The following is a 21,157-nucleotide window of genomic DNA, read 5'->3' as shown; positions in this document are numbered from 1 at the left end:
TCGCGCTTCGCATGAACGGGGTCTCACCTTCGGGTGAGGCCCCGTTCGTCGTTCCCGGCCCGCGCGGAACGCGCTAGCGTCGGCTCATGCGGCGTTCCCTCACCGATCTGCTCGGAATCGACCTGCCCATCGTGCTCGGCCCGTTCGGTGGCCTCTCGTCAGCGGTGCTGACCGGCGAGGTGAGCGAGGGCGGCGGGCTCGGATCGTTCGGCCTCTACGGTTACGACGGCACGCGGATCCGCGAGACCGTCGCGTCGATACGAGAGCGCACGGCTCGCCCCTTCGCTCTCAATCTCTGGCTTCCGCTCGGCGATGAGGTCACCCCGGACGGCGTGGATGCCGCGCCCTCGCGCGACGCGCTGCGCCCGCTCTACGACGCGGCGGGAGCTGCCGTGCCCGAACTGCCCGAACGCTTCCTGCCGCCCCTCGAGGAACAGCTCGCGGCGGTGTGGGAGGCGCGGCCGGCGGTGCTCAGCGTGGTCTTCGGGGTGCCGGCACCGGACATCGTCGCCGATGCGCATCGGCTCGGCATGCGCGTGATGGGCACCGCCACGACGGTCGCGGAGGCGCGCGCCCTCGAGGCCGGCGGGGTCGACGTCATCGTCGCGAGCGGCGCTGAGGCCGCGGGCCACCGCGTGTCGTTCCTCGCGGCGCCGGAGGACTCCCTCGTGGGGACCTTCGCTCTCGTCCCCCAGGTCGTGGATGCCGTCTCCGTGCCGGTGATCGCCGCAGGCGGCGTCGCCGATCGGCGGGGCGTCGCCGCGGCATTCGCCCTCGGGGCCGCCGGGGTGCAAGTCGGTACGGCGTTCCTGCGGACGCGGCAGTCGGCCGCATCCGAGGGCCACCGCGCCGCGATCGCCGCGGCCCGTGACACCTCCACGGTGCTCACGCGCGCGATGAGCGGGCGCCTCGCGCGCGGCATCCCGAATCGCGCCGTCCGCCACATCGAGGCGAGTGGCGTGATCGCCCCCTTCCCCGCGCAGAACTGGCTCACGGGGGTCTTCCGCGCAGCCGCCGGCGGAGATCCGGAGCTGTCGTCGCTGTGGGCGGGCCAGGCGGCGGGCCTCGCCCGACGCGATGACGCGGCGGACGTGCTGCGCGAGCTCGCCGCCGGGCTGCCGGCGTCGTGAGGCCGGTCGCGGCGCCGACGCGGTGCCGCGGCTGCGATCAGTGGGTGTCGCGCACCTCGAAGCCCCTCGAGCCGACGCGCTCCGCGTCGGTGACCCGCGCGGCGTCGACCCGCGCCCCGGGAGGGCCCTCCGCCATCCAGGCGAGGACCGCGTCGACAGCGTCATCCGTGCCCTCGAGGACCGCCTCGACGGAACCGTCGGCCCGATTGCGCACCCAGCCCGCCACTCCGCGCCGGTCGGCTTCCAGCAGCAGGCTGTACCGATATCCGACGCCCTGGACGCGGCCTTCGACGATCACGTGAACGCTTCGCATCCCCTCATCCTGCCTCACGGCCAGACGAGGCTCACGGCGAGGAGGATCATGACGACGGCGACGAAACCGTCGAGCACCCGCCACGCCCGCGGGGTCGCGAGCACCCGGCCGAGGAGCCGCGCCCCGAAGGCGAGGGCGAAGAACCAGAGGGCGCTCGCGGTCACCGCCCCGGCGGCGAACCAGACCCGGTCGTCGCCGTGGGTGGCGGCGATGCTCCCGAGGAGGAAGACGGTGTCGAGGTAGACGTGCGGGTTCAGCCAGGTCAGCGCGAGGCACGTGAGCACGACGGTGGTGCGGCGTGCCGGCGCCGGCCGTTCGGTCGCAGCGTGAGCGTCGAGGGCTTGTCCGCTCGGACGCCAGGCGCGGCGGGCAGCCAGGAGGCCGTAGGCGAGAAGGAACGCAGCACCGGCCCATCGGACGACGGGTACGAGCCACGGCAGGCCCTCCACCAGAAGGCCGAGGCCGGTCACGCCGGCGACGATGAGCACGGCGTCGGAGAGGGCGCAGATCGTCGCGACCAGCACGACGTGTTCGCGCCGGATGCCCTGCCGCAGGACGAACAGGTTCTGCGCGCCGATGGCGACGATGAGCGACAGGCCGAGGCCGAGGCCCGAGAGAGAAGCGGAGAGCACGAGTCGACGCTAGGGTCGACGCACGGTACAGTCCAGTTCATGGAACTTCACGTCGTGAAGCACAGCTGAAGATGCGTGTGCCTGTCGAGCTGGTCGAGACGCTCGCGGTGATCCTCGACGAGGGGAGCCTGGATGCCGCCGCGCGCCGGCTGCACATCACACCATCCGCCGTGAGCCAGCGGATCCGCGCGCTCGAGCGCATCGCCGGACAGGTGCTGCTCGTGAGGTCGAAGCCGGCGCGCGCGACCGAGGCGGCCCACCGCTTCGTGCGCTACGCCCGCCAGCTCGCTTTGCTCGAGCGCGATGCCTTCGAGGGGACCGACGACGAGGTCACGAGCGTTCCGCTCGCGGTCAACGCCGACTCTCTCGCGACGTGGTTCCTGCCGCCGCTCGCGCGGGTCGCGTCCGCACGGGATGTCGTGTTCGACCTGCACCGCGACGACCAGGACTTCACCGCCGGCCTGCTCGAGAGCGGAACGGTCATGGGCGCGGTGACCTCTCGGCGGGTTCCGGTGGCGGGATGCCGCGTCTCCGCGCTCGGCGCACTTCGCTACGAGGCGGTCGCAACGCGAGCCTTCGCGAAGCGATGGTTCGGGGAAGCCGCCGAAGCACGTCCCGATCGCGCCGGCCTCGTGGCAGCGCCCGTCGTGGATTTCGACCGCCGCGACGAGCTGCAGACCCGGTGGCTCCGCGGGGCGGGCGTGGATGCCGCCGCGCCGCCGCGGCACCGCGTGCCGGCCTCGCAAGACTTCGCGACCGCCGTGCTGCTCGGCCTCGGGTGGGCACTGCTGCCGACGCTGCAGTCCCGCGCGCATGTGCAACGGGGCGAGCTGGTGCGGCTCGGGGGAGAGGACATCGTCGTGCCGCTGTACTGGCAGCAGTGGAACCTCGCCTCACCCCTACTCGACGCCGTCGCGGACGAGGTCGTCGCCGAGGCGCGGCGCGTGCTCGAACCCGTCGCGTGAGCCCGAGCTCGCTTCGCCGAGAGTGCACGCTCGTCGCGAGAGTGTCGCTATGACGGTGCGTAGTGGGCGAGAGGGTGCGTGCTCGGCGAAGTCCCGCCGCCGGGCGGGGCTCAGGTCTCCGCGACCGTGAGGACGACCTTGCCGCGGGAGTGACCCCGCTCGACCTCGACGTGGGCGGCGGCGACATCGGCGAGGTCGTGCACGCTGTCGACGAAGACCTGGATGGCGCCGGAGTCGAGCAGGCGGCCGAGGGTCGCCAGCACGCTGCCGTCGGGGATCACCTTGTACCCCGTCGCCCGGACCCCCGCGGCAGCGGCAGCATCGGCGTACCCCGGCCACCCGCCGGTCGGAACCATCACATACAGACCCCCCGGACGCAGGACCCCGAGCGAGCGGGAGCCGGTGTCGTCGTGCACGTTGCCCACGAGGTCGATGACGACGTCCATCTCGCCGACCACGTCTTCGAAGCGCGTCGTGGCGTAGTCGATCGCGACCGAGGCGCCGAGCTCGCGCAGCCAGGGGAGGTTCCGCTCCGATCCGGTCGCGGTCACCCGGGCGCCGAAGTAGGCGGCGAGCTGCACGGCGAAGTGGCCGACGCCTCCCGATCCGGCGTGGATCAGCATCCGTTGCCCCTCGTGCGCGTGGGCGGTCTCGACGACCAGCCCCCACGCGGTGAGCGCGGCGAGGGGAACCCCCGCGGCCTCGACGTGCGACAGGCTCGCGGGCTTCCGGGCGACGGACAGCGACGGCACGACGACGTACTCGGCGTAGCTGCCCCCCGACCGCGGGAACGGCACCATGCCGAAGACCTCGGTGCCCGGCTGCAACTCGTGGGTCTCGAACGGGCTCGCGACCACGACGCCGCTGAAATCGAAGCCGAGCGTGCTCGGCCAGCGGTCGACGAGTCCCGCCACGCCGCGCCCCGACCGCGTCTTGGCGTCGATGGGATTCACGCCTGCGGCCACGACCCGCACGAGCACTTCGCTGAGCGCGGGCGAGGGAACCGGCACCTCGGCGACGCGGAGGGCCTCGGGTGCACCGGGTTCGTCGAACACGACCGCTCGCATCGTCTCGGGCGGCGTCTCGGCCGACGTCGTCGGCTGGGAGGCGGTTGCTGTGCGCAGCGGCCGGAATCTCATCCGTCGCTCCTTCCTCACACCGCCGGCGTCGGCGGCGATGATGCTCGGTCGACTTCAGTCAATCGTGACATTGTCTCGACCGTGTTACGGAGCGGTCACCGAGGGGAGAAGCTCGTCGGGGCGCCGGCCCGCGGAGCCGAGGCGCGTCAGTCGGGTGCTTCGGATGCCGAGAGGGCGTGGAGCAGCCGCGTGAGCTCCCGGATGTCGTCGACGTGCCACGACTCGAGTGCGGTCAGCAGCGAGTTCTCCCGCGGCGCCCGGACGGCGTCGAGCCGGCGGATGCCGTCGGGGGTGGCCGACAGCAGGCTGGAGCGGCCGTCGGCGGGGTCGGGAGTGCGCTGCACGAGCTGCAGCTCTTCGAGCTCGCGCACCGTGCGACTGATCTGGCCCTTGTCGGAGTGCAGGGTCTCGGCAAGAGCGGAGAGGGTGATCTGGCCGCGGCGGGCGATCGTGGTGAAGACCTTGTAGGCGCCGGGGAGCATTCCGGGGCTGAGTCGGTCGGCGTTCTCGGCGAAGAGGCGTCGGACGTGCGTGAACAGCTCGCTGAACTCGAGCTCGAGGGCACGGACGGCCGCCGTGCGCTCGTCGTCGAAGACCGCGGCCCACGGGCCGGGGGCCCCGGGGGTGGAGCACCCCCGGGGCTCAGCGGACTCTCGTTCGGGCATCCCGATCACCTTAGCGAGCCGAGCGGCGCGTCTCGGCGTCCATCGGGGCGTCGCCGTCGGCGGCATCCGTGCGCACGGCTCCGGTCGCTGTGAGCGCGCTCATGCCCTCGGGAACCGACACCGTGGCGAAGTCAGCCTCGCCCGCCTGCAGGCGCTCGGTCGTGGTCATCGTGGTCAGCGGTTTGTTCGGCAGGAACACGATCGCGATGAGGCTCAGGACCGCGAACGGCACGGCGATGAGGAACGAGTGCGAGATGCCGGTGGCGTAGATGTCCTCGAAGACGATCCGCAGCGCCTCGGGCATCGCCGAGACCTGGGGGAGCGTTCCCGACTGCAGCTGCGCAGCCCAGGTCGGGGCCTGGTCGCCGAGTGACGCCAGTGCGGCCTGGATGTCGTCCTTCCGATCGCTGACCAGCGTCGTGACCTGCGAGGCGAGCGCGGCTCCCATGACGGAGACGCCGATCGTGCCGCCGAGGCTCCGGAAGAACGTCACACCCGAGCTCGCGACACCGATCTCGGTGGGGCGAGAGGTGTTCTGCACGACGAGCACGAGGTTCTGCATCGTCATGCCGATGCCCGCACCGAGCATCGCCATGTAGATCGAGACGAGGGTGAAGTCGGTGTCGTAGTGGATCGTGGACAGCAGGCTCGCCCCGCCGATCAGCAGCAGCGCGCCGACGATGAGGAACGGCTTCCAGCGTCCGGTCCGCGTGATCAGCGCGCCCACGCCGATCGACGCGACGAGCAGGCCGCCGATCATCGGGATGGTCATGAGGCCGGCCTCGGTGGGGGTGGCTCCGCGGGCGAGCTGCATGTACTGGCTGAGGAACACCGAGGCGCCGAACATCGCGATGCCCGTCGCGATCGATGCGATCACCGAGAGGGTGAAGGTCAGGTTGCGGAAGAGCGTGAGGGGGACGAGGGGCTCGCGCACCTTGAGCTCGGTGATGACGAAGAGGACCGCGCCGATCACGGCGCCGCCGACCATCAGCAGGGTCTCGATGCTCATCCACTCGAACGAGTCGCCCGCGAGGGTCACCCAGATCAGCAGGAGGGAGACCGACGTCGACAGCAGGACGATGCCGAGGTAGTCGATGCGCGTCTCCTTGCGCGGGTGCACCGGGATGTGGAGCGTGCGCTGCACGATCAGCAGAGCCGCCACGGCGACGGGAAGCGCGACGAAGAAGTTCCAGCGCCAGCCCCAGGCATCGGTGATGACGCCGCCGAGCAGCGGTCCGCCGATCGTGGCGACGGCCATGACGGCGCCGAAGAGGCCCATGTAGCGGCCGCGCTCGCGCGGGCTGATGATGTCGGCCATCAGCACCTGGCTGAGGGCGGCGAGGCCGCCGGCGCCGATGCCCTGCACCGCGCGGAAGGCGATCAGCATCTCGGGGGACTGCGAGAAGCCGGCCGCGGCGGTGGCCAGCACGAAGATGACGATCGCGAGCTGGTACAGCACCTTGCGGTTGGTGAGGTCGGCGAGCTTGCCCCAGATCGGGGTCGAGATCGCGGTCGTCAGCAGGGTGGCCGTGACAACCCACGTGAAGGCGGCCTGGGTGCCCTCGAGGTCGTGGATGATGACCGGGAGCGACGTCGAGACGACGGTCGAGGCGAGCATCGACACGAACATGCCGAGCAGGAGACCCGAGAGGGCTTCGAGCACGCCGCGGCGCGACATGTTCTGCCCCTCGGGCCGAGCGGATGGGGAAGCGGACATGAGTCCTCCTGGGATTCGGACGGACGCGGCTGCGTTGGCGCGGATCGTCGGTGGACGGGTACTTCGATAGCCGCGGAGCGGCTTAAGTGGTTGACGAAAGTCAACCGTTGAGATCGGTCAACTATATGTTCAATCGTTGAGTTACGTCAACTATTCCCGGCAGGGCGGGCGCAGCGGGAGGATGGCGGCATGTTCAGTATCGAGTCGCTTCCGGACGACGTCGTGGATGCCGCCGTGCGGGCGGACTGGCAGCGGCTCATCGACGCCGATCTACCCAGCGCCGGGCGGCATCCGTCCGAGTCGAACCGGCCCCACGTGACGCTCGCCGTGCGCGACGACCTCCCCGAAGCCGCCATGCGGGAGCTCGCGCGGGTCGGCAGCGTGTTGCCGGTGGAGGTCCGGCTCGGGGGAGCGGTCGTCTTCGCCGCGGGGGAGCGCTTCGTCTTGGCCCGGCCCGTCGTCATGACCGCCGCGCTGCTGCGGTTGCACGCCGACATCGTCGACCTCGTCGGACCCCCGCCGGCTCGGTATGCCGTCACGGCGAAGGATCGGTGGACGCCGCACATGACGCTCGCTCGCCGGATGACGGCCGAACAGGTCGGCCGCGCACTCGGCATCGTCGGTGCGTCGACCATCGAGGGTGAGCTGACGGGGCTGCGCCTGTGGGATGCCGAAGCGAAAGTCGTCACGCCGCTGCGCTGACCGCGCGGGGTGCGGTGTGCGCCAGGCGGGCGGTCAGTCGCTGAGGGCGAGGGCTCGGTAGGGTTCGCGAGGCTGTGTCGCGGGGATGCGGGGCGCCTCGGCCGCGCGCCGCTGCATCGTGCGGCGGTACAGCTCGTCGATGAGCTCCGTCGCGAGGTTCACGAGCAGGCGGATCTCACGCTCGTCCCGGTCGACCCACGCGCAGCGCGGCTCGTCGTCGATCGGCACGAAGCCGTCGTGCTGCTCCCACACCACGAGCGTGCGCTCGGCGCCGAGGACGTGCTGCTGCCACCACACCTGTCGCAGATAGGTGCGGGGGATCGACCGCCAGCTCTTGTTCGTGGTCTTGATCTCGGCGAGGGTCACGCGGCCGTCGGCATCCACCATCACGCCGTCGGGAGTGGCGAGGTGACGCTTCTCGACCACGGCGTGGAACAGTGCGGACGAGGGCTGGATGCCGTGCGTCGCGGCGACCCAGGCGGCGATCTCCGGCTCGCGGCGTCGTCCGTGGTCGGTGTAGGCGTTGCCGGAGAAGCCCGAGCCCATGAGCTTGGCGTCGGCTGCGCGCGCGATCGCCTTGGGGCTCGTCAGGGTCGCGACATCCGTCGCCGTGATGCCCCGCGAGCGCGCGCGGATCCACGCCACGCGGTCGCGCGAATCCGCGACGATGCGAGCAGCGAGTTCGGGAGACACGCCTTCGACCCTAACCCCGCCCACCCCCCTTCCCTCCCTTGCCCCTCGGCGTGCCCCCACCCCCCCCCACGTAGGCGCCGAGTGCACGGCATCCCCTCGATTGCACGGCATCGGTGCGTGGAAGTCTCGTTCATTCGGCGGCAAGTCGTGCGCTCAGCGGGGAGGGCGGATGTTGCATGCCCTGAGGTGGGCGGCGAGGGTTGAGGGGGAGGTCACGTGGCGGGCTTCCCAGCGCACGAGGCGGCGCCCGGTCGTACCCCGGATCCAGTCTTCGCGGCGCTTCTCGTCGAGGACCGTCCTCTCTGCCGAGCGGGCGGAGCGGAGCTCCGGGTCGAGGTACTTGCCGACGCCGTCGCATTCGCCCCAGGCATCGGCGTCGTCGAGGCCGAAGTCGACGCGGTACCAGCCCGCGCCGCGCGGGCCGGCGATCGGCACCTGCAGCCGAACCGAGCGGAAGCCGAGCTGGTGCAGCCGGAATCGGCTCACGCTCTCCAGGGTCGACTCCGCCCGGCCGTCGGCGAAGCCCGCCACCCACCGGGCCCGCCGGATCCCTCGCGCCGCCCCGGCCTCGGCGATCCGTGCGGCCATGGCCGTCCGCCAGTCCTCGGGCGTCCTGCCCGTGCGCTCGCACCAGATCCGTTCCGCGCGGTCGGCCATGACGAGAGCCGCTTCGGGAGTCATCGTGCGCGCGACGTCGAAGACGGTCCGCGCGAGGGAGGTGCAGCGGATGCCGTTCACCTCGACGACGTCATGCGCATCGAGAGGCGTGCAGTGGCGGAATGCATCGGGACTGCTGGAGACCCGGGCGCCCGGCGCCGTCGTGAGGTGGACGCGGGTCGGCCGGACGCGATAGAGGTCGAGGCCGTGCAGCACCCCGGCGGACTCGTGCGAGACGACCGCGTGGCCCCGGACCTCGTGCGCGACCGCCATCACATGGAGCAGATGCGCGTCCTCGGCGTAGAGCTCATCGAACGCGGCGCGGTCGACGTACCAGCCGCGTCGCACGTGCACCCGGACGCCGTCGCGGACGGAACGGTCGATCGAGCGTTCGCTCTCACCGGCTTCGAGCAGGTCGCGTCGGCGGTGGAGCAATGCCCGCACCTCATCCGGTCCTCGTCGTCTGCGCATCCCGCCCATGCTCACCCCCCCACCCGCACCCCCACCCCATTCCCCCACCCATGTGTGGACACCCCCACCCCCACCCCCACATGTGCAGAACCCGCGGCCGGCGCCGAGTGAACGAGCTCGCGCCGAGTGCACGGGAATCCTGCGTAGCGGTGCCGTGCGTTGGGCGGGATGCCGTGCACTCGGCGAGGCGGGGGGGATTTGGGGGATGGGGGGTGTGGGGGGTATGGTGGGGGGTAAGCCAAAGACCGCTGGTCATCGGTGTGCGCGTGAGCGCACTCGTGATCGAAGCTCTGCACTGCAGGGGCCCGCGCAGGTGACACTGAACTTCTCCTTCGGGAACCGAGCTCCGTGCCTCTGCGCCGGAGCTTTTGTCATGTCCGGGGCTGGTCGAGGCCGGCGCTCCGCCACCGCGGGGCGTCAGGCACACATCAAGGAGTGACCATGGTGCAGAAGGACGCATCGGTCGCCGAGCTCACGAAGTCATTCGAGGACTCGACTGCCGTTCTGCTGACCGAGTACCGCGGTCTGACGGTGGCCCAGCTCAAGCAGCTGCGCAACAGCATCCGTCAGGACGCGAACTACGCCGTGGTGAAGAACACGCTGACCAAGATCGCCGCGAACAACGCGGGGATCACGTCGCTCGACGAGGACCTGAAGGGTCCCTCGGCCGTGGCGTTCGTGCACGGCGACTTCGTCGCCACCGCCAAGGCTCTGCGTGACTTCGCCAAGGCCAACCCGCTCCTCGTCATCAAGGGCGGCATCTTCGAGGGCAACGCCCTCACCGCCGACGAGGTCAACAAGTACGCCTCGCTCGAGAGCCGCGAGGTTCTGCTGGCCAAGGCCGCGGGCATGATGAAGGCGACGATGGGCAAGGCTGCCGCCACCATCGACGCGCTTCGCGAAAAGCTGGAGACCGCCGACGCCGCGTGAGCGACAGGCGAGCTCTTACACCAACCCCATCTATCTAGGAGATACATCATGGCGAAGCTTTCCACCGAGGAACTGCTCGAGCAGTTCGCCGGCCTGACCCTCGTCGAGCTCAGCGACTTCGTGAAGGCGTTCGAGGAGAAGTTCGACGTCACCGCTGCTGCCCCCGTCGCCGTCGCCGGCGCCGCTGGTGGCGCTGGTGCCGCTGAGGCCGAGGAGGAGAAGGACTCGTTCGACGTCATCCTCGAGGCTGCCGGCGACAAGAAGATCCAGGTCATCAAGACGGTCCGCGAGCTCACCTCGCTGGGCCTGGGCGAGGCCAAGGCTGTCGTCGACGGTGCTCCCAAGGCCGTCCTCGAGGGCGCGAACAAGGAGACCGCCGAGAAGGCGAAGGCCGCTCTCGAAGAGGCCGGCGCGACGGTCACCCTCAAGTAATTCCCCGCTCTCACTCGAGAGCAGCACGACGGCCCCGGATGCTGCATCCGGGGCCGTCGTCGTCTGCGCCGGACTCAGTCGCGGCGGGAGAGGGTCGAGTCGCGGACGGCGACGGAGCTGTGTCCGGGTGCTCCCGCCGTCGTTCCCCGCACCACCATGCGCGGCTTGATCCGCATCGTCACGGTGTCGGCGTCGGGGTCCTCGATGTGGCGCAGGAGCAGCTCGACGGCGGCCCGGCCCTGCTCGTGGGGCACCTGTCGCAACGTCGTCAGAGCGAACATCTCGGCGTTGACGTGGTCGTCGATGCCGACGACGCTCAGAGCGGAGGGGACGAGGATGCCGAGGCGGCGGGCCGCGATGATCGCGCCGATCGCGACGTCGTCGCAGGCCGCCACGATGCCGGTGGGCCGGGATGCCGGGTCGCTCAGGAGGTCGACGGCGGCGGCGTACCCCGCGGGCATCGAGAGCTCCGCCGGCGCGCGGGAGATCTCCGTCGCGAGGCCGGCGCGGCGCATCTCCGACTCGTAGCCGGCGTAGCGCTCGGACTCGACGTGCGGCCAGCGCGTCGCATCCGTGCCACCGAGGAACGCGATGCGGCGGTGCCCGAGCTCGACGAGGTGCGCCGTCGCGAGAGCGGTCGCGTGCGCGTCGTCGAGCGTGACGAGGCTCGTGTCGCCCTCGGTGCCGATGACGCTGACGACGGGCTTGCCCAGTGCCAGCAGTGCGTCGAGCTCGCTCTCGGCCGGTTCGAGGCCCACCGCGATGACGCCGTCGAAGCGTCGACGGGCCAGGAAGTCCTCGAACACCCGTCGCCGGGTCTCCGTTCCCGGTCGGGCGTCGTACAGGGTGAGGTCGAGGCCGTGCTCGAGGAGAGCCGCCTGAATGCCCTCGAGGACCTCCCCGAAGAACCATCGGCTGACATGCGGCATGACGACGCCGACCGTCTGGGTGCGACCGGTCGCGAGGCTCATGGCCGAGGAGTGGGCGACGTACGACAGCTCCTGCGCCGCGGCGGCGACCCGTTGCCGGGTCTCCTCCGACACGTATCCGCGGCCGGAGAGGGCTCGGCTCGCGGTCGCCTTGGACACCCCCGCTCGGTTGGCGACGTCGGCGATGGTGCTCATGGGACCTCCTCGTCCGTTCGGGGAGACCTGCCGGGGGACTCCCACCAGAGCGTAGCGGTTTCGCCCGCGACCGGGAACCGGTTCCAGGCCGGTCGTGTGTGAGCGCTCCCATGATCCGGTTCATTACCACAGATGATGGTTGTCATTCCGTGATATTCCGCTGGTTGTGCCGGACTCGGCGGGACAGTAGGTTGTCCTGGAATCGGTTCCCCAATGGATGCGGACAAGGCTCCTCTGGGTGAACGATGATCCCGATAGAGGAGAAGTACATGGCATTGTCACAGCGATACCGTCTTCTTGCCCCCGTCGCCCTCATGGGTGCGGCAGCACTGGTGCTGGCTGGGTGCGCCGAAGGAGGCACCGAAGGCGGCGGCGGCGACGCGAAGACGACCGTCCGCATCTCGGGCGGAATCACCGGTGGTGAGGCTGACGCGCTCAACGAGTCGTTCGCGCAGTTCACCGAGGACACCGGTATCAAGGTCGAGTACACCGGCGACAAGTCGTTCGAGGGCAACATCGTCACCAAGGTGACCGGTGGCGACGCCCCCGACATCGCGATCGTCCCGCAGCCCGGTCTGCTGAAGACGCTCGTCGAGACCGGCAAGGTGCTGCCGGCGTCCGAGGCCGTCGAGAGCGCGGTCGACGAGAACTGGTCGCCGGACTGGAAGAAGTACGGAACGTTCGACGACACCTTCTACGCGGCTCCCATGCTCGCGAACCTGAAGGGCTACGTCTGGTACTCGCCCAAGCAGTTCGCCGAGTGGGGCGTCGAAGTGCCCAAGACGTGGGACGAGATGATCGCCCTCACCGACAAGATCGTCCAGACGACCGGTGGGCCTGCCTGGTGCGCCGGCTTCGCCTCCGACGCGGCCTCCGGCTGGCCGGGAACCGACTGGGTCGAGGACCTCGTCCTGCGCCAGTCCGGTCCCGAGGTCTACGACCAGTGGGTCGCCGGTGACGTGAAGTTCACCGACCCGCAGATCAAGTCGGCGTTCGACGCGGTGGGCGAGATCCTGCTCAACCCGCAGTACGTCAACGCGGGCTACGGCGACGTGAAGAGCATCAACTCGACCGCGTTCGGCGACGTCGCCGCGGCCGTCGCGAGCGGCGACTGCGCCCTCACGCACCAGGCCTCGTTCCTGTCGGCGAACTTCCTCGACGTGCAGACCGCCGACGGCGCGACCCCCGAGGTCGCTCCCGACGGCGACGTCTACGCGTTCCTGACCCCGGGGTACACCGAAGGCGAGCTCCAGGTCGAGGGCGGCGGCGAGTTCGTCGCGGCGTTCTCGGACGACGAGTCGACGCAGAAGGTTCTCGAGTTCATGGCATCGCCCGAGTTCGCCGACGCTCGCGTCAAGCTCGGCGGCGTGATCTCGGCGAACAAGAAGGCCGACCCCTCCCTCGCCTCGAGCGAGTTCCTCCAGGAGGCGATGACGACGCTGCAGGACGAGACCACGGTCTTCCGCTTCGACGCATCAGACCTGATGCCGTCCACGGTGGGCTCGGGCTCGTTCTGGAAGGGCATGGTCGACTGGATCGACGGCAAGGACACCGAGACGGTCCTGTCCGACATCCAGGCCGGTTACGAGAACTGATCGTCGCCTGACGATCGGTTGAGCCGAGCGGGGTCGGGCTGCACAAGCCCGGCCCCGCTCCTCCCGTCCGTACCGCCCGGGTACGCCGCTGTACTCAGAAGGGGATCCACATGTCGCAGACGACCGTCGACAGACCCGTCGACACCGAACCTCCCACCACCACCCATGCCACCGATCCCAAGGGGCGGTCGATCACGCGGATCGTCGTCGCCGTCGGGTTCGCCCTGATCGTCGCCATCCTGCTGCTGCTGATCTTCACCGGATCGAGCGAGGAATCAGCGCGCATCACGATCGGGTTCTCACTCAACAGCTTCTTCCTCTGGCTGGGCGCGATGAACCCGCTCATCCAGATCCCCGTCATCCTGGCCGTCTTCGGGCTCGTCGTGGGCATCATCCTGGTGCTCATCGAGTACGCGCCCCGGCCGGGTCGCGGCTACTTCGTCATGCGGCTGGTCGCGTGCCTGGTCATCCCGGTGCTCGCCTTCCTGCTGCTGCGGCCCTACGCCAACGCCGTCCTCTACGTCGTCGCGATCGCGCTGCTCGTCGGTGCGCTGCTCTTCTTCGCCGACTTCCGGTCGCGTCAGGGCGCGGGCTACCTGTTCCAGCTCGTCCTCTTCATGGCCCCGGCCAGCATCATGCTGGCTCTCGGACTCATCTACCCGGCCATCGCCACGATCTTCAAGTCGTTCTACGACAAGTCGGGCGATCAGTTCGTGGGCCTCGAGAACTACTTCTGGGTGTTCACGAACCCCACGGGCACCGCCTCGGTCGTCAACACGATCCTGTGGGCGCTCCTCGCTCCCACGATCTCGGTCGCCATCGGACTCGCCTACGCGGTCTTCATCGACCGCGCCCGCGGCGAGAAGGTGCTCAAGGTCCTGGTCTTCATGCCGGTCGCGATCTCGTTCGTCGGCGCCGGCATCATCTGGAAGTTCATGTACGACGCCCGGCAGGGGGAGCAGGTCGGTCTGCTCAACGCGATCGTCACGGCGTTCGGCGGCGACCCGATCCAGTGGCTCGCCATCAAGCCGGTCATCAACACCCTCATGCTCCTGGTGGTCTTCATCTGGACCCAGACCGGATTCGCCATGGTCATCCTCTCGGCCGCGATCAAGGCGGTGCCGACCGAGCAGCTCGAGGCGGCGCAGCTCGATGGCACCAACGCCTGGCAGCGGTTCCGCAACGTCACGGTGCCCGGCATCCGCTCGTCGCTGATCGTGGTGCTCACGACGATCACGATCGCGTCGCTGAAGGTGTACGACATCGTGGCGGTCATGACCGGCGGCCGCGATGAGACGACCGTGCTCGGCTTCGAGATGGTCAACCAGCAGCAGCGATTCCAGAGCTACGGGCACTCGTCCGCGCTCGCCGTCGTGCTGTTCCTGTTCGTCCTGCCGCTGATCATCTACAACGCCCGATCGATGGCCAAGCAGAGGGAGATCCGCTGATGACCGTTGCAGCCCCGGCCGCGCCCGTCGACACCCGTACCAAGCGCCAGGTAGCGCGCGACACCCGCCGCAACGAGGCGATCGCCCACAAGAAGCTGACGTCGAAGGGCGCGACGATCGCGGCCGTCATCATCGCCGTCTTCTGGACGATCCCGACGTTCGGCCTGTTCGTGACGTCGTTCCGACCCGGTGCCGACACCCAGTCGACAGGGTGGTGGACCGTCTTCGCCAATCCCGAGTTCACCCTCGACAACTACGCCGAGGCGCTGACCGCGGGAGGGACGTCGACGACGCTCGCGTCGGCGTTCATCAACTCCCTCGCGATCACCATCCCCGCGACGGTGTTCCCGATCGTGATGGCAGCCCTCGCGGCCTACGCGTTCGCGTGGATCGACTTCAAGGGCCGCAGCGCGCTGTTCGTGTTCGTCTTCGCGCTGCAGATCGTGCCGCTGCAGATGGCGCTCGTTCCGCTGCTCAGCCTCTTCTCGGAGGGGCTGACCATCAACGACGTGCCGATCTTCCCCGGGTTCGGCCTCAACGAGGTGCAGTACAGCTTCGCCCGCGTCTGGATCGCCCACGCGATCTTCGCCCTGCCGCTGGCGACATTCATGCTGCACAACTTCATCGCCGAGATCCCGGGCGAGATCATCGAGGCGGCGCGGGTCGACGGCGCCGGCCACGGGCAGGTCTTCTTCCGCATCATCGTCCCGCTGGCAGCCCCGGCGATCGCGTCGTTCGCGATCTTCCAGTTCCTGTGGGTGTGGAACGACCTGCTCGTCGCGACGATCTTCGCGTCGCCGGGAGCGCTGCCCATCACGCAGGCGCTCAACTCGCTGTCGGGCACGTGGGGCAACCGCTGGTTCCTGCAGTCGGCGGGAACCTTCATCTCGATCATCGTGCCGCTGATCGTGTTCTTCGCGCTGCAGCGCTTCTTCGTGCGCGGCCTGCTGGCAGGTGCGACGAAGGGCTGATCAGGAGGATCGGATGCCGCTGGGGTGCGGGGGCTGTCAGCCTCCGCACCCCAGTCTCTGCTGGATCGAGCGCATCAGGTCGATCTCGGCGCTCTGCGTCTCGATGACGCCGCCGGCGACCTGAACGGCCCGCGGGTCGCTGCCGAGGTCGACGAGCGCCTGCGCCATCGGGATCGCGCCCTGGTGGTGCCGGATCATGAGGCCGAGGAACGTGCAGTCGGCGGCGACCCCGGTCTCGGCATCCAGCTGGGCCAGCTGCGCGGGCGTGGCCATGCCCATCTCGGCGCGGAGCTCGTCGTCGCTCGGCTGCTGCGCCTGAGCCCCGTGGTTGTGAGCGGGGTGCCCGACCATCCACTGCATGAGGGGAGCGGCGGATGCCTGCGGCAGGCCCCACTGGACGAGCCAGTCGTAGAACTCGCCGCGCTGGCCGGCCTGCGCGGTCGCGATGTCGAAGGCGAGCGTGCGGATGCCCTCGTCCTCGGTCTTGCGATAGATCGTCATCGCCATCTCGATCGCCTGCGTGTGGTGCACCTGCATGTCGCGGGCGAAGCCGGCCTCGGGGGAGGAGTTGCCGGGAACCGACGGGGAGGTGCCGAAGGCGGAGAAGCGCCCGACGGCGAACGCCGTCCCTGCCACCGCGAGGACGATGAGGAGCACCGCCCACCAGCGCAGGCCGGTGGACGGAGGGACCGAGCCCTCCGGCTCGGTCTCCACCGCGAGGTCGTCGGTCACGCCTTGCCGGGCCCGTCGATCGCGCCCGAGCAGATCGCGTTCGGCTCGGGGACGTTCTGGCTGCGCCAGTACTCGGTGAAGAAGTCGCGGATGCGCTCGTCATCGGCCGAGTCGACCTTCAGCTGCGCGTTCCAGGCGCTCACGGCGATGGGGGTGTCCATGTCGGGGTACGGCGTCAGCAGCGCGTACGTGCTCGGCATGTAGCCCTTGAGGGTCTCGATGTCGGCGTCCGACACCTGGGCCGGGTCGTACGTGATCCAGACGGCGCCGTGCTCCATCGAGTGGACGGCGTTCTCATTCGCCTGCGGCTCGGTGTAGACGCCGCAGTTGAGCCAGTACGGGTTGTGCTCGCCACCGGTCGGCGGGTTCTGCGGGTACTCGACGGTTCCCTCGACGTGCGTCGTGATGTTCTGGAACGTCTCGACGCCGGGGATCTCGCGACCGGTGCTGTTGCCGGCCTCGTACGTGACGGGCCGAGGCGCGAGGACCACCGACGCGGCGATGAGGCCCACCACGGCGACCGCGGCGGTCGAGCCGACGACCCACCAGGTCAGCTTGCTGCGACGTCGCTTCGCCAGCTGCTTCTGGTACTCGGCGAGCTTGGCCTGCTTCTGCTGCTCGCGCTGCTGCTTGACGGTGAGGTTGATCTGGGCCTGGGCGGCAGGATTGCCGCTCGTTCGCTTGTCGGCGGACGGAGTCATTGCTGTGACCTCGGTTCGGGGGCAAGGGGAGGGTGTCGGAACGCGCGCGGCGCGGGGTCAGCCTATGCGCGTGAATGGTGAATCGGCTGAGAGGCGCGAACGACGCGGAGCGGCGGCGGGTTACGATAGAAGGTCGCTCGAAAACGCTGCTGCCACGAAACGAAGAAGACGTGCCCGAAACTCCTCCCCATCATTCCTCCTCCGCCACCGGGGCGATCCGCACGCTGGGCTCGAACCCGGCTACCGCGCCCATCATGCTGCATCCGGGTGACGCGATCCCGACCTCGCGCCGCGTCATCTACATCATCCTGCTCGGGGCCCTGACGGCGCTCGGGCCCTTCACGATCGATCTCTACCTTCCCGCCTTCCCCGCCCTGGAAGCCGACTTCCAGACGACGGCGGCGGCGATCCAGCTGACGCTCACCGGAACCATGGTCGGCTTCGCGCTGGGTCAGCTCATCGTCGGCCCGCTCAGCGACAAGCTGGGACGCCGCGTGCCCCTGCTGTGCGTGACGGCGCTCCACGTGCTCTCGAGCACGGCCGCCGCCATCGCCCCGACCCTCGAGCTGCTGAGCGCCGCTCGCGTGTTCATGGGGATCGGGGCCGCCGCGGGCGGTGTCGTCGCGATGGCGATCGTGCGCGACCTCTTCGGCGGACGCCGGCTCGTCGTGATGCTGAGCCGCCTGGCGCTCGTCTCCGGTGTCGCCCCGGTCGCCGCCCCGCTCGTCGGCTCGGGCCTGCTGACGGTCATGCCCTGGCGCGGCATCTTCGTGGTGCTCGCCGCGTACGGCGCGGTGATGCTGATCGCCTCGCTCTTCCTCGTGCCCGAGACGCTGCCCAAGGCGCGCCGCCGTGACAGCGGTTCCGCCACGGTCTGGCAGCGCTACCGCAGCGTCCTGAGCGACCGCATCTTCATCGGCGTGCTGATCATCGGCGGCATGACCTTCAGCGGACTGTTCTCGTACCTGTCGTCGTCGTCGTTCCTCTTCCAGCAGACCTACGGCTTCGACCCGCAGCAGTACGGCGTCCTGTTCGCCGTCAACTCGCTCGGAGTCGTGCTGGGCGTGCAGACGGCGTCGCGGCTCGCCGCCCGCTTCGGCCCGCAGTGGGTCATGGCGGTTTCGACGGCCGTGCTCGTCATCGCCGGGGCCACCATCATCGTCACCGACCAGCTGGGGCTGGGCCTGTGGGGCACCGTCGTGCCGCTGTTCTTCTTCATCACGGCGTGCGGCTTCACCTTCCCGTGCGTGCAGGTGCTCGCGCTCGACCGTCACGGCCGTGCGGCCGGCACCGCGGCATCCCTCATCGGCGCCGTCAACTTCGGCGTCGCCGGCTTCATCTCGCCCCTCGCCGCGTGGATCTCGGGCGGCTCGGGCATCACCGCGACGACGATGGCCTCGGTGATGGCGGGGTGCGCCGTGGTGGCGGTCCTCTCGCTGTGGCTCGTCGTGCGTCCGCGCAGCGTGCCGCAGCTCTCTCCCTGATCGCCGCGCTCAGCGCAAGGGGCGGTGCCGAATCGACCACCGTCGACACAATGGACCGATGAACGACGCTCCGCCGACCGACCCCCGCCGACTCTGGCCGCGCCGCGCCGCCATCGGAATCGCCCTGATGGTGGCGGGCGGGCTGCTGGGGTGGTGGCTGTTCACGCAGCTCGGTCAGCCCTTCGCCGTCGATCGGTGGTGGAACGAGACGCTGCCCGCAGATCCGGGTGCGGTCGGACTCGTTTTCGGGCTCGTGATGAACCGGATCGGCGGGACGTGGGTCGGGGTGTTCGCGATCCCGATCGCGGTCGCCGTGGCGCTGATCGTGCTGCGTCGGCCCTGGGCGGCGGGCTACTTCCTGGTGGCGTCGGCGCTGAGCGCCCTCGTGGTGCAGCTGATCAAGAATCTCGTGGACCGGTCGAGACCCGAAGACATCCTCGTCACGACGGACGCCGGTTCATACCCGTCCGGGCATACGGCCAATGCGGCCACGATCGCGGTCGTCGCCGTCATCCTCTTCCCGCGCATCTGGGTCGCGCTCATCGGGGTCGTGTGGACCCTGCTGATGGCGCTCAGCCGCACGGTCGTGCACGCGCACTGGCTCTCGGACACGGTCGGTGGGATGCTGCTGGGCGCCGGCGTCGCCCTCGTGGTGGCGGCGATGTTCAGCGAGCAGCTCGAACGCGAACGGCGCGCGGTACGGGATCGGCGGGGCTAGGCTCACCGCCATGAGCGTCTCGCCCGACGATCCGGCCGTTGCCTCCGATGCCGCGGTCGCCGCGGCCGATCTCGCCCGACTGCGCGCCGAAGCGGATGCCGCCGAGGCGGCCCTCGTCGCCGCGCGGGCGCGGGCCGCGCTGGCCGCGGCCGAAGCGGATGCCGCGCGTGCTGCGGCCTCGGCTCCCGCCGCGGAACCTGAGTCGCCGGCTCCCGCCCCGGAATCCGACACCCCGCCACCGGTCCCGGAAGCCGAGCCCTCCGGCGCGGCGGGTCCCCTCGAGGGATCCGAGGTCGACGCGATCCGACAGGGCTACGCGTTCGACGGGCCCGCCCTCGAGCTCGGAGCTCTCCTCAACGGCGAGCCGCTGCGCGATGCGCCGGTCCGGATCCCGCTCGCGATGACGAACCGTCACGGTCTCGTGGCCGGCGCCACCGGCACGGGCAAGACGCGCACCCTGCAGGTTCTCGCGGAGCAGCTCGCGGCGAACGGTGTGCCGGTGTTCGCCGCCGACATCAAGGGAGATCTGTCGGGACTGGCCGAGCCGGGGGAGGCGAGCGAGAAGCTGCTCTCCCGGACGAGCGCCATCCGGCAGGAGTGGACGCCGCGCTCGTTCGCGACGGAGTTCCTCGCGCTCGGCGACCGCGGAGCGGGAACGCCCGTGCGCGCCACCGTCTCGGGCTTCGGCCCGCTGCTGCTGAGCCGCGTGCTGGGGCTCAACGCGACGCAGGAATCGAGCCTCGGTCTCGTCTTCCACTACGCCGACGCCAACGGCCTGGCTCTCGTCGACCTCGCCGACCTGCGGGCGGTGCTGACCTACCTCACGAGCGATGAGGGCAAGGCCGAGCTCGCGGAGCTCGGCGGACTCTCGAAGGCCACGGCCGGCGTCATCCTCCGCGAGCTCATCACCTTCGCCGACGCCGGAGCCGATGTCTTCTTCGGCGAACCGGAGTTCGACGTCCGAGACCTCCTGCGCACCACCGACACGGGGGACGGCGTCGTCACCCTGCTCGAGGTGCCCGGCGTGGCCGACCGGCCGGTGCTCTACTCGACGTTCCTCATGTACCTGCTGGCCGAACTGTTCGAGCTGCTTCCCGAGGTCGGCGATGCCGACAAGCCCGGGCTCGTGTTCTTCTTCGACGAGGCGCATCTGCTGTTCCGCGACGCGTCGAAGGACTTCCTCGCCGCCGTCGTCCAGACCGTCCGCCTCATCCGGTCGAAGGGCGTCGGCGTCTTCTTCGTCACGCAGACGCCCAAGGACGTCCCGTCCGACGTTCTGGCGCAGCTGGGCTCACGCGTGCAGCACGCGCTGCGGGCGTTCACGCCCGACGACGTCACCGCCCTGCGGGCGAGCGTGCGCACCTACCCTCGCTCGGGCTACGACCTCGAGCGGGTGCTCCAGGAGCTCGGCACCGGCGAGGCGATCGTCACGGTGATGAACGAGAAGGGCGCGCCCACGCCCGTCGCATGGACGCGGCTCCGTGCCCCGCAGGCGTCGATGTCGCCGGCGACGGCGGCGGAGGTCGAGGCCCGGGTGTCGGCATCCGCTATCCGGCCGCGCTACGCCGAGGCGATCGATCGCGAGTCGGCGCGGGAGATCCTCACCGCCCGCATGAACGCGGCGCAGGCGGCGCTCGACGCGGCCGAGGCCGAGGCCGCGCGCCGCAAGGCCGAGCAGGACGCCGCGAAGCTGCGGGCGAAGGCCGACGCCGCTTACGCGAAGCAGCTCGCCGCCATCCGCAAGCAGGCCGCGGCCGACGAGGCGAAAGAGCGTCGCGAGTACGACCGGATGCTGCGCAGCATGACCTCGAACACGCGGTCACGCCGGAAGACGCCGGCGGAGCAGATCCTCGGCTCGCGTGCGGCCCAGGAGGTGCTGACCGGCGTCATCCGGGGCATCTTCGGCACCGGGCGGCGCTGAGGACGCGCCCGGGCCGG

General features: G+C 70.1%; 21 protein-coding genes. 11 read left to right on the top strand and 10 right to left on the bottom strand.

Annotated features, from left to right (window positions below; genetic code table 11):
* Nucleotides 1-86: 86 nt before the first annotated feature.
* Nucleotides 87-1,130, top strand: coding sequence for an NAD(P)H-dependent flavin oxidoreductase (locus CI089_RS14510; protein ID WP_094262154.1), 1,044 nt, complete (start codon nt 87-89; stop codon nt 1,128-1,130).
* 37 nt (nt 1,131-1,167) lie between these two features.
* Here CI089_RS14510 and CI089_RS14505 read toward each other — a convergent pair whose 3' ends face one another.
* Together CI089_RS14505 and CI089_RS14500 are read right to left on the bottom strand one after the other, a co-directional pair.
* Nucleotides 1,168-1,443, bottom strand: a complete 276-nt coding sequence (locus CI089_RS14505) for an acylphosphatase (RefSeq protein WP_094262153.1) — start codon at nt 1,441-1,443, stop codon at nt 1,168-1,170.
* A 14-nt stretch (nt 1,444-1,457) separates the two neighbouring features.
* The gene (locus CI089_RS14500; RefSeq protein ID WP_094262152.1) at nt 1,458-2,075 is read right to left on the bottom strand and encodes a LysE/ArgO family amino acid transporter; all 618 of its coding nucleotides are present in this window, start codon (nt 2,073-2,075) and stop codon (nt 1,458-1,460) included.
* A 71-nt stretch (nt 2,076-2,146) separates the two neighbouring features.
* Here CI089_RS14500 and CI089_RS14495 point away from each other — a divergent pair, with 71 nt between their 5' ends.
* Complete coding sequence (locus CI089_RS14495; RefSeq protein WP_094262151.1) at nt 2,147-3,040, top strand: LysR family transcriptional regulator ArgP; 894 nt, start codon at nt 2,147-2,149, stop codon at nt 3,038-3,040.
* A 110-nt stretch (nt 3,041-3,150) separates the two neighbouring features.
* Here the strand turns inward: CI089_RS14495 and CI089_RS14490 are convergent, their stop codons facing one another.
* The 3 genes from CI089_RS14490 to CI089_RS14480 all read right to left on the bottom strand — a co-directional run bounded on the left by CI089_RS14490 (nt 3,151) and on the right by CI089_RS14480 (nt 6,561).
* Nucleotides 3,151-4,179 carry an NADP-dependent oxidoreductase gene (locus CI089_RS14490; protein WP_094262150.1) on the bottom strand — a complete coding sequence of 343 codons (1,029 nt, stop codon included), beginning with the start codon at nt 4,177-4,179 and terminating at the stop codon, nt 3,151-3,153.
* A 146-nt stretch (nt 4,180-4,325) separates the two neighbouring features.
* Nucleotides 4,326-4,844 carry a MarR family winged helix-turn-helix transcriptional regulator gene (locus CI089_RS14485; protein ID WP_094262515.1) on the bottom strand — a complete coding sequence of 173 codons (519 nt, stop codon included), beginning with the start codon at nt 4,842-4,844 and terminating at the stop codon, nt 4,326-4,328.
* Between the two features lie 10 nt (nt 4,845-4,854).
* The gene (locus tag CI089_RS14480; protein WP_256978006.1) at nt 4,855-6,561 is read right to left on the bottom strand and encodes an MDR family MFS transporter; all 1,707 of its coding nucleotides are present in this window, start codon (nt 6,559-6,561) and stop codon (nt 4,855-4,857) included.
* A 189-nt stretch (nt 6,562-6,750) separates the two neighbouring features.
* Between CI089_RS14480 and CI089_RS14475 the strand changes: the two genes are divergently transcribed.
* The gene (locus CI089_RS14475) at nt 6,751-7,263 is read left to right on the top strand and encodes a 2'-5' RNA ligase family protein (RefSeq protein ID WP_094262148.1); all 513 of its coding nucleotides are present in this window, start codon (nt 6,751-6,753) and stop codon (nt 7,261-7,263) included.
* 33 nt (nt 7,264-7,296) lie between these two features.
* On the opposite strand, the gene CI089_RS14470 is transcribed toward CI089_RS14475, so the two are convergent.
* Both CI089_RS14470 and CI089_RS14465 read right to left on the bottom strand, forming a co-directional pair.
* Nucleotides 7,297-7,956 carry a YqaJ viral recombinase family protein gene (locus CI089_RS14470; RefSeq protein WP_094262147.1) on the bottom strand — a complete coding sequence of 220 codons (660 nt, stop codon included), beginning with the start codon at nt 7,954-7,956 and terminating at the stop codon, nt 7,297-7,299.
* 153 nt (nt 7,957-8,109) lie between these two features.
* On the bottom strand, nt 8,110-9,084 hold the full coding sequence (locus tag CI089_RS14465) for a hypothetical protein (protein ID WP_143739012.1): 975 nt from the start codon (nt 9,082-9,084) through the stop codon (nt 8,110-8,112).
* Nucleotides 9,085-9,525: 441 nt separating this feature from the next.
* Between CI089_RS14465 and rplJ the strand changes: the two genes are divergently transcribed.
* Both rplJ and rplL read left to right on the top strand, forming a co-directional pair.
* Nucleotides 9,526-10,014, top strand: coding sequence for a 50S ribosomal protein L10 (gene rplJ / locus CI089_RS14460; protein WP_023952031.1), 489 nt, complete (start codon nt 9,526-9,528; stop codon nt 10,012-10,014).
* A gap of 48 nt (nt 10,015-10,062) precedes the next feature.
* Nucleotides 10,063-10,446 carry a 50S ribosomal protein L7/L12 gene (rplL, locus tag CI089_RS14455; RefSeq protein WP_094262145.1) on the top strand — a complete coding sequence of 128 codons (384 nt, stop codon included), beginning with the start codon at nt 10,063-10,065 and terminating at the stop codon, nt 10,444-10,446.
* A 74-nt stretch (nt 10,447-10,520) separates the two neighbouring features.
* Here rplL and CI089_RS14450 read toward each other — a convergent pair whose 3' ends face one another.
* Nucleotides 10,521-11,570, bottom strand: coding sequence for a LacI family DNA-binding transcriptional regulator (locus CI089_RS14450; RefSeq protein ID WP_094262144.1), 1,050 nt, complete (start codon nt 11,568-11,570; stop codon nt 10,521-10,523).
* Between the two features lie 269 nt (nt 11,571-11,839).
* On the opposite strand from CI089_RS14450, the gene CI089_RS14445 reads away from it, so the two are divergent.
* The 3 genes from CI089_RS14445 (at nt 11,840) to CI089_RS14435 (ending at nt 15,584) form a co-directional block, all read left to right on the top strand.
* Nucleotides 11,840-13,165 (top strand): ABC transporter substrate-binding protein, encoded by a 1,326-nt coding sequence (locus CI089_RS14445; RefSeq protein WP_179223347.1) that lies wholly within the window; start codon nt 11,840-11,842, stop codon nt 13,163-13,165.
* A gap of 110 nt (nt 13,166-13,275) precedes the next feature.
* The gene (locus CI089_RS14440) at nt 13,276-14,613 is read left to right on the top strand and encodes a carbohydrate ABC transporter permease (RefSeq protein ID WP_094262142.1); all 1,338 of its coding nucleotides are present in this window, start codon (nt 13,276-13,278) and stop codon (nt 14,611-14,613) included.
* Nucleotides 14,613-15,584, top strand: coding sequence for a carbohydrate ABC transporter permease (locus tag CI089_RS14435; protein WP_023952021.1), 972 nt, complete (start codon nt 14,613-14,615; stop codon nt 15,582-15,584). The genes CI089_RS14440 and CI089_RS14435 overlap by 1 nt, the downstream gene beginning before the upstream one ends.
* Nucleotides 15,585-15,620: 36 nt before the next feature.
* On the opposite strand, the gene CI089_RS14430 is transcribed toward CI089_RS14435, so the two are convergent.
* Nucleotides 15,621-16,316, bottom strand: coding sequence for a DUF305 domain-containing protein (locus tag CI089_RS14430; RefSeq protein ID WP_256978005.1), 696 nt, complete (start codon nt 16,314-16,316; stop codon nt 15,621-15,623).
* Nucleotides 16,313-17,017 (bottom strand): DUF3105 domain-containing protein, encoded by a 705-nt coding sequence (locus CI089_RS14425; RefSeq protein WP_094262141.1) that lies wholly within the window; start codon nt 17,015-17,017, stop codon nt 16,313-16,315. The genes CI089_RS14430 and CI089_RS14425 overlap by 4 nt, the downstream gene beginning before the upstream one ends.
* 254 nt (nt 17,018-17,271) lie before the next feature.
* Between CI089_RS14425 and CI089_RS14420 the strand changes: the two genes are divergently transcribed.
* The 3 genes from CI089_RS14420 to CI089_RS14410 are packed head-to-tail and all read left to right on the top strand — an operon-like array spanning nt 17,272 to nt 21,140.
* Entirely contained in the window at nt 17,272-18,501 is a 1,230-nt protein-coding gene (locus tag CI089_RS14420; RefSeq protein ID WP_094262140.1) for a multidrug effflux MFS transporter, read from the top strand.
* Nucleotides 18,502-18,559: 58 nt separating this feature from the next.
* Nucleotides 18,560-19,219, top strand: a complete 660-nt coding sequence (locus tag CI089_RS14415; protein WP_094262139.1) for a phosphatase PAP2 family protein — start codon at nt 18,560-18,562, stop codon at nt 19,217-19,219.
* A 10-nt stretch (nt 19,220-19,229) separates the two neighbouring features.
* Nucleotides 19,230-21,140: a helicase HerA-like domain-containing protein gene (locus tag CI089_RS14410; protein WP_094262138.1), complete on the top strand. Its 1,911-nt coding sequence runs from the start codon at nt 19,230-19,232 to the stop codon at nt 21,138-21,140.
* Nucleotides 21,141-21,157: the final 17 nt, after the last annotated feature.

The organism is Microbacterium sp. Yaish 1 (assembly GCF_002245215.1).
Lineage (GTDB): Bacteria > Actinomycetota > Actinomycetes > Actinomycetales > Microbacteriaceae > Microbacterium.
This window is presented reverse-complemented; position numbering and strand designations above follow the sequence as displayed.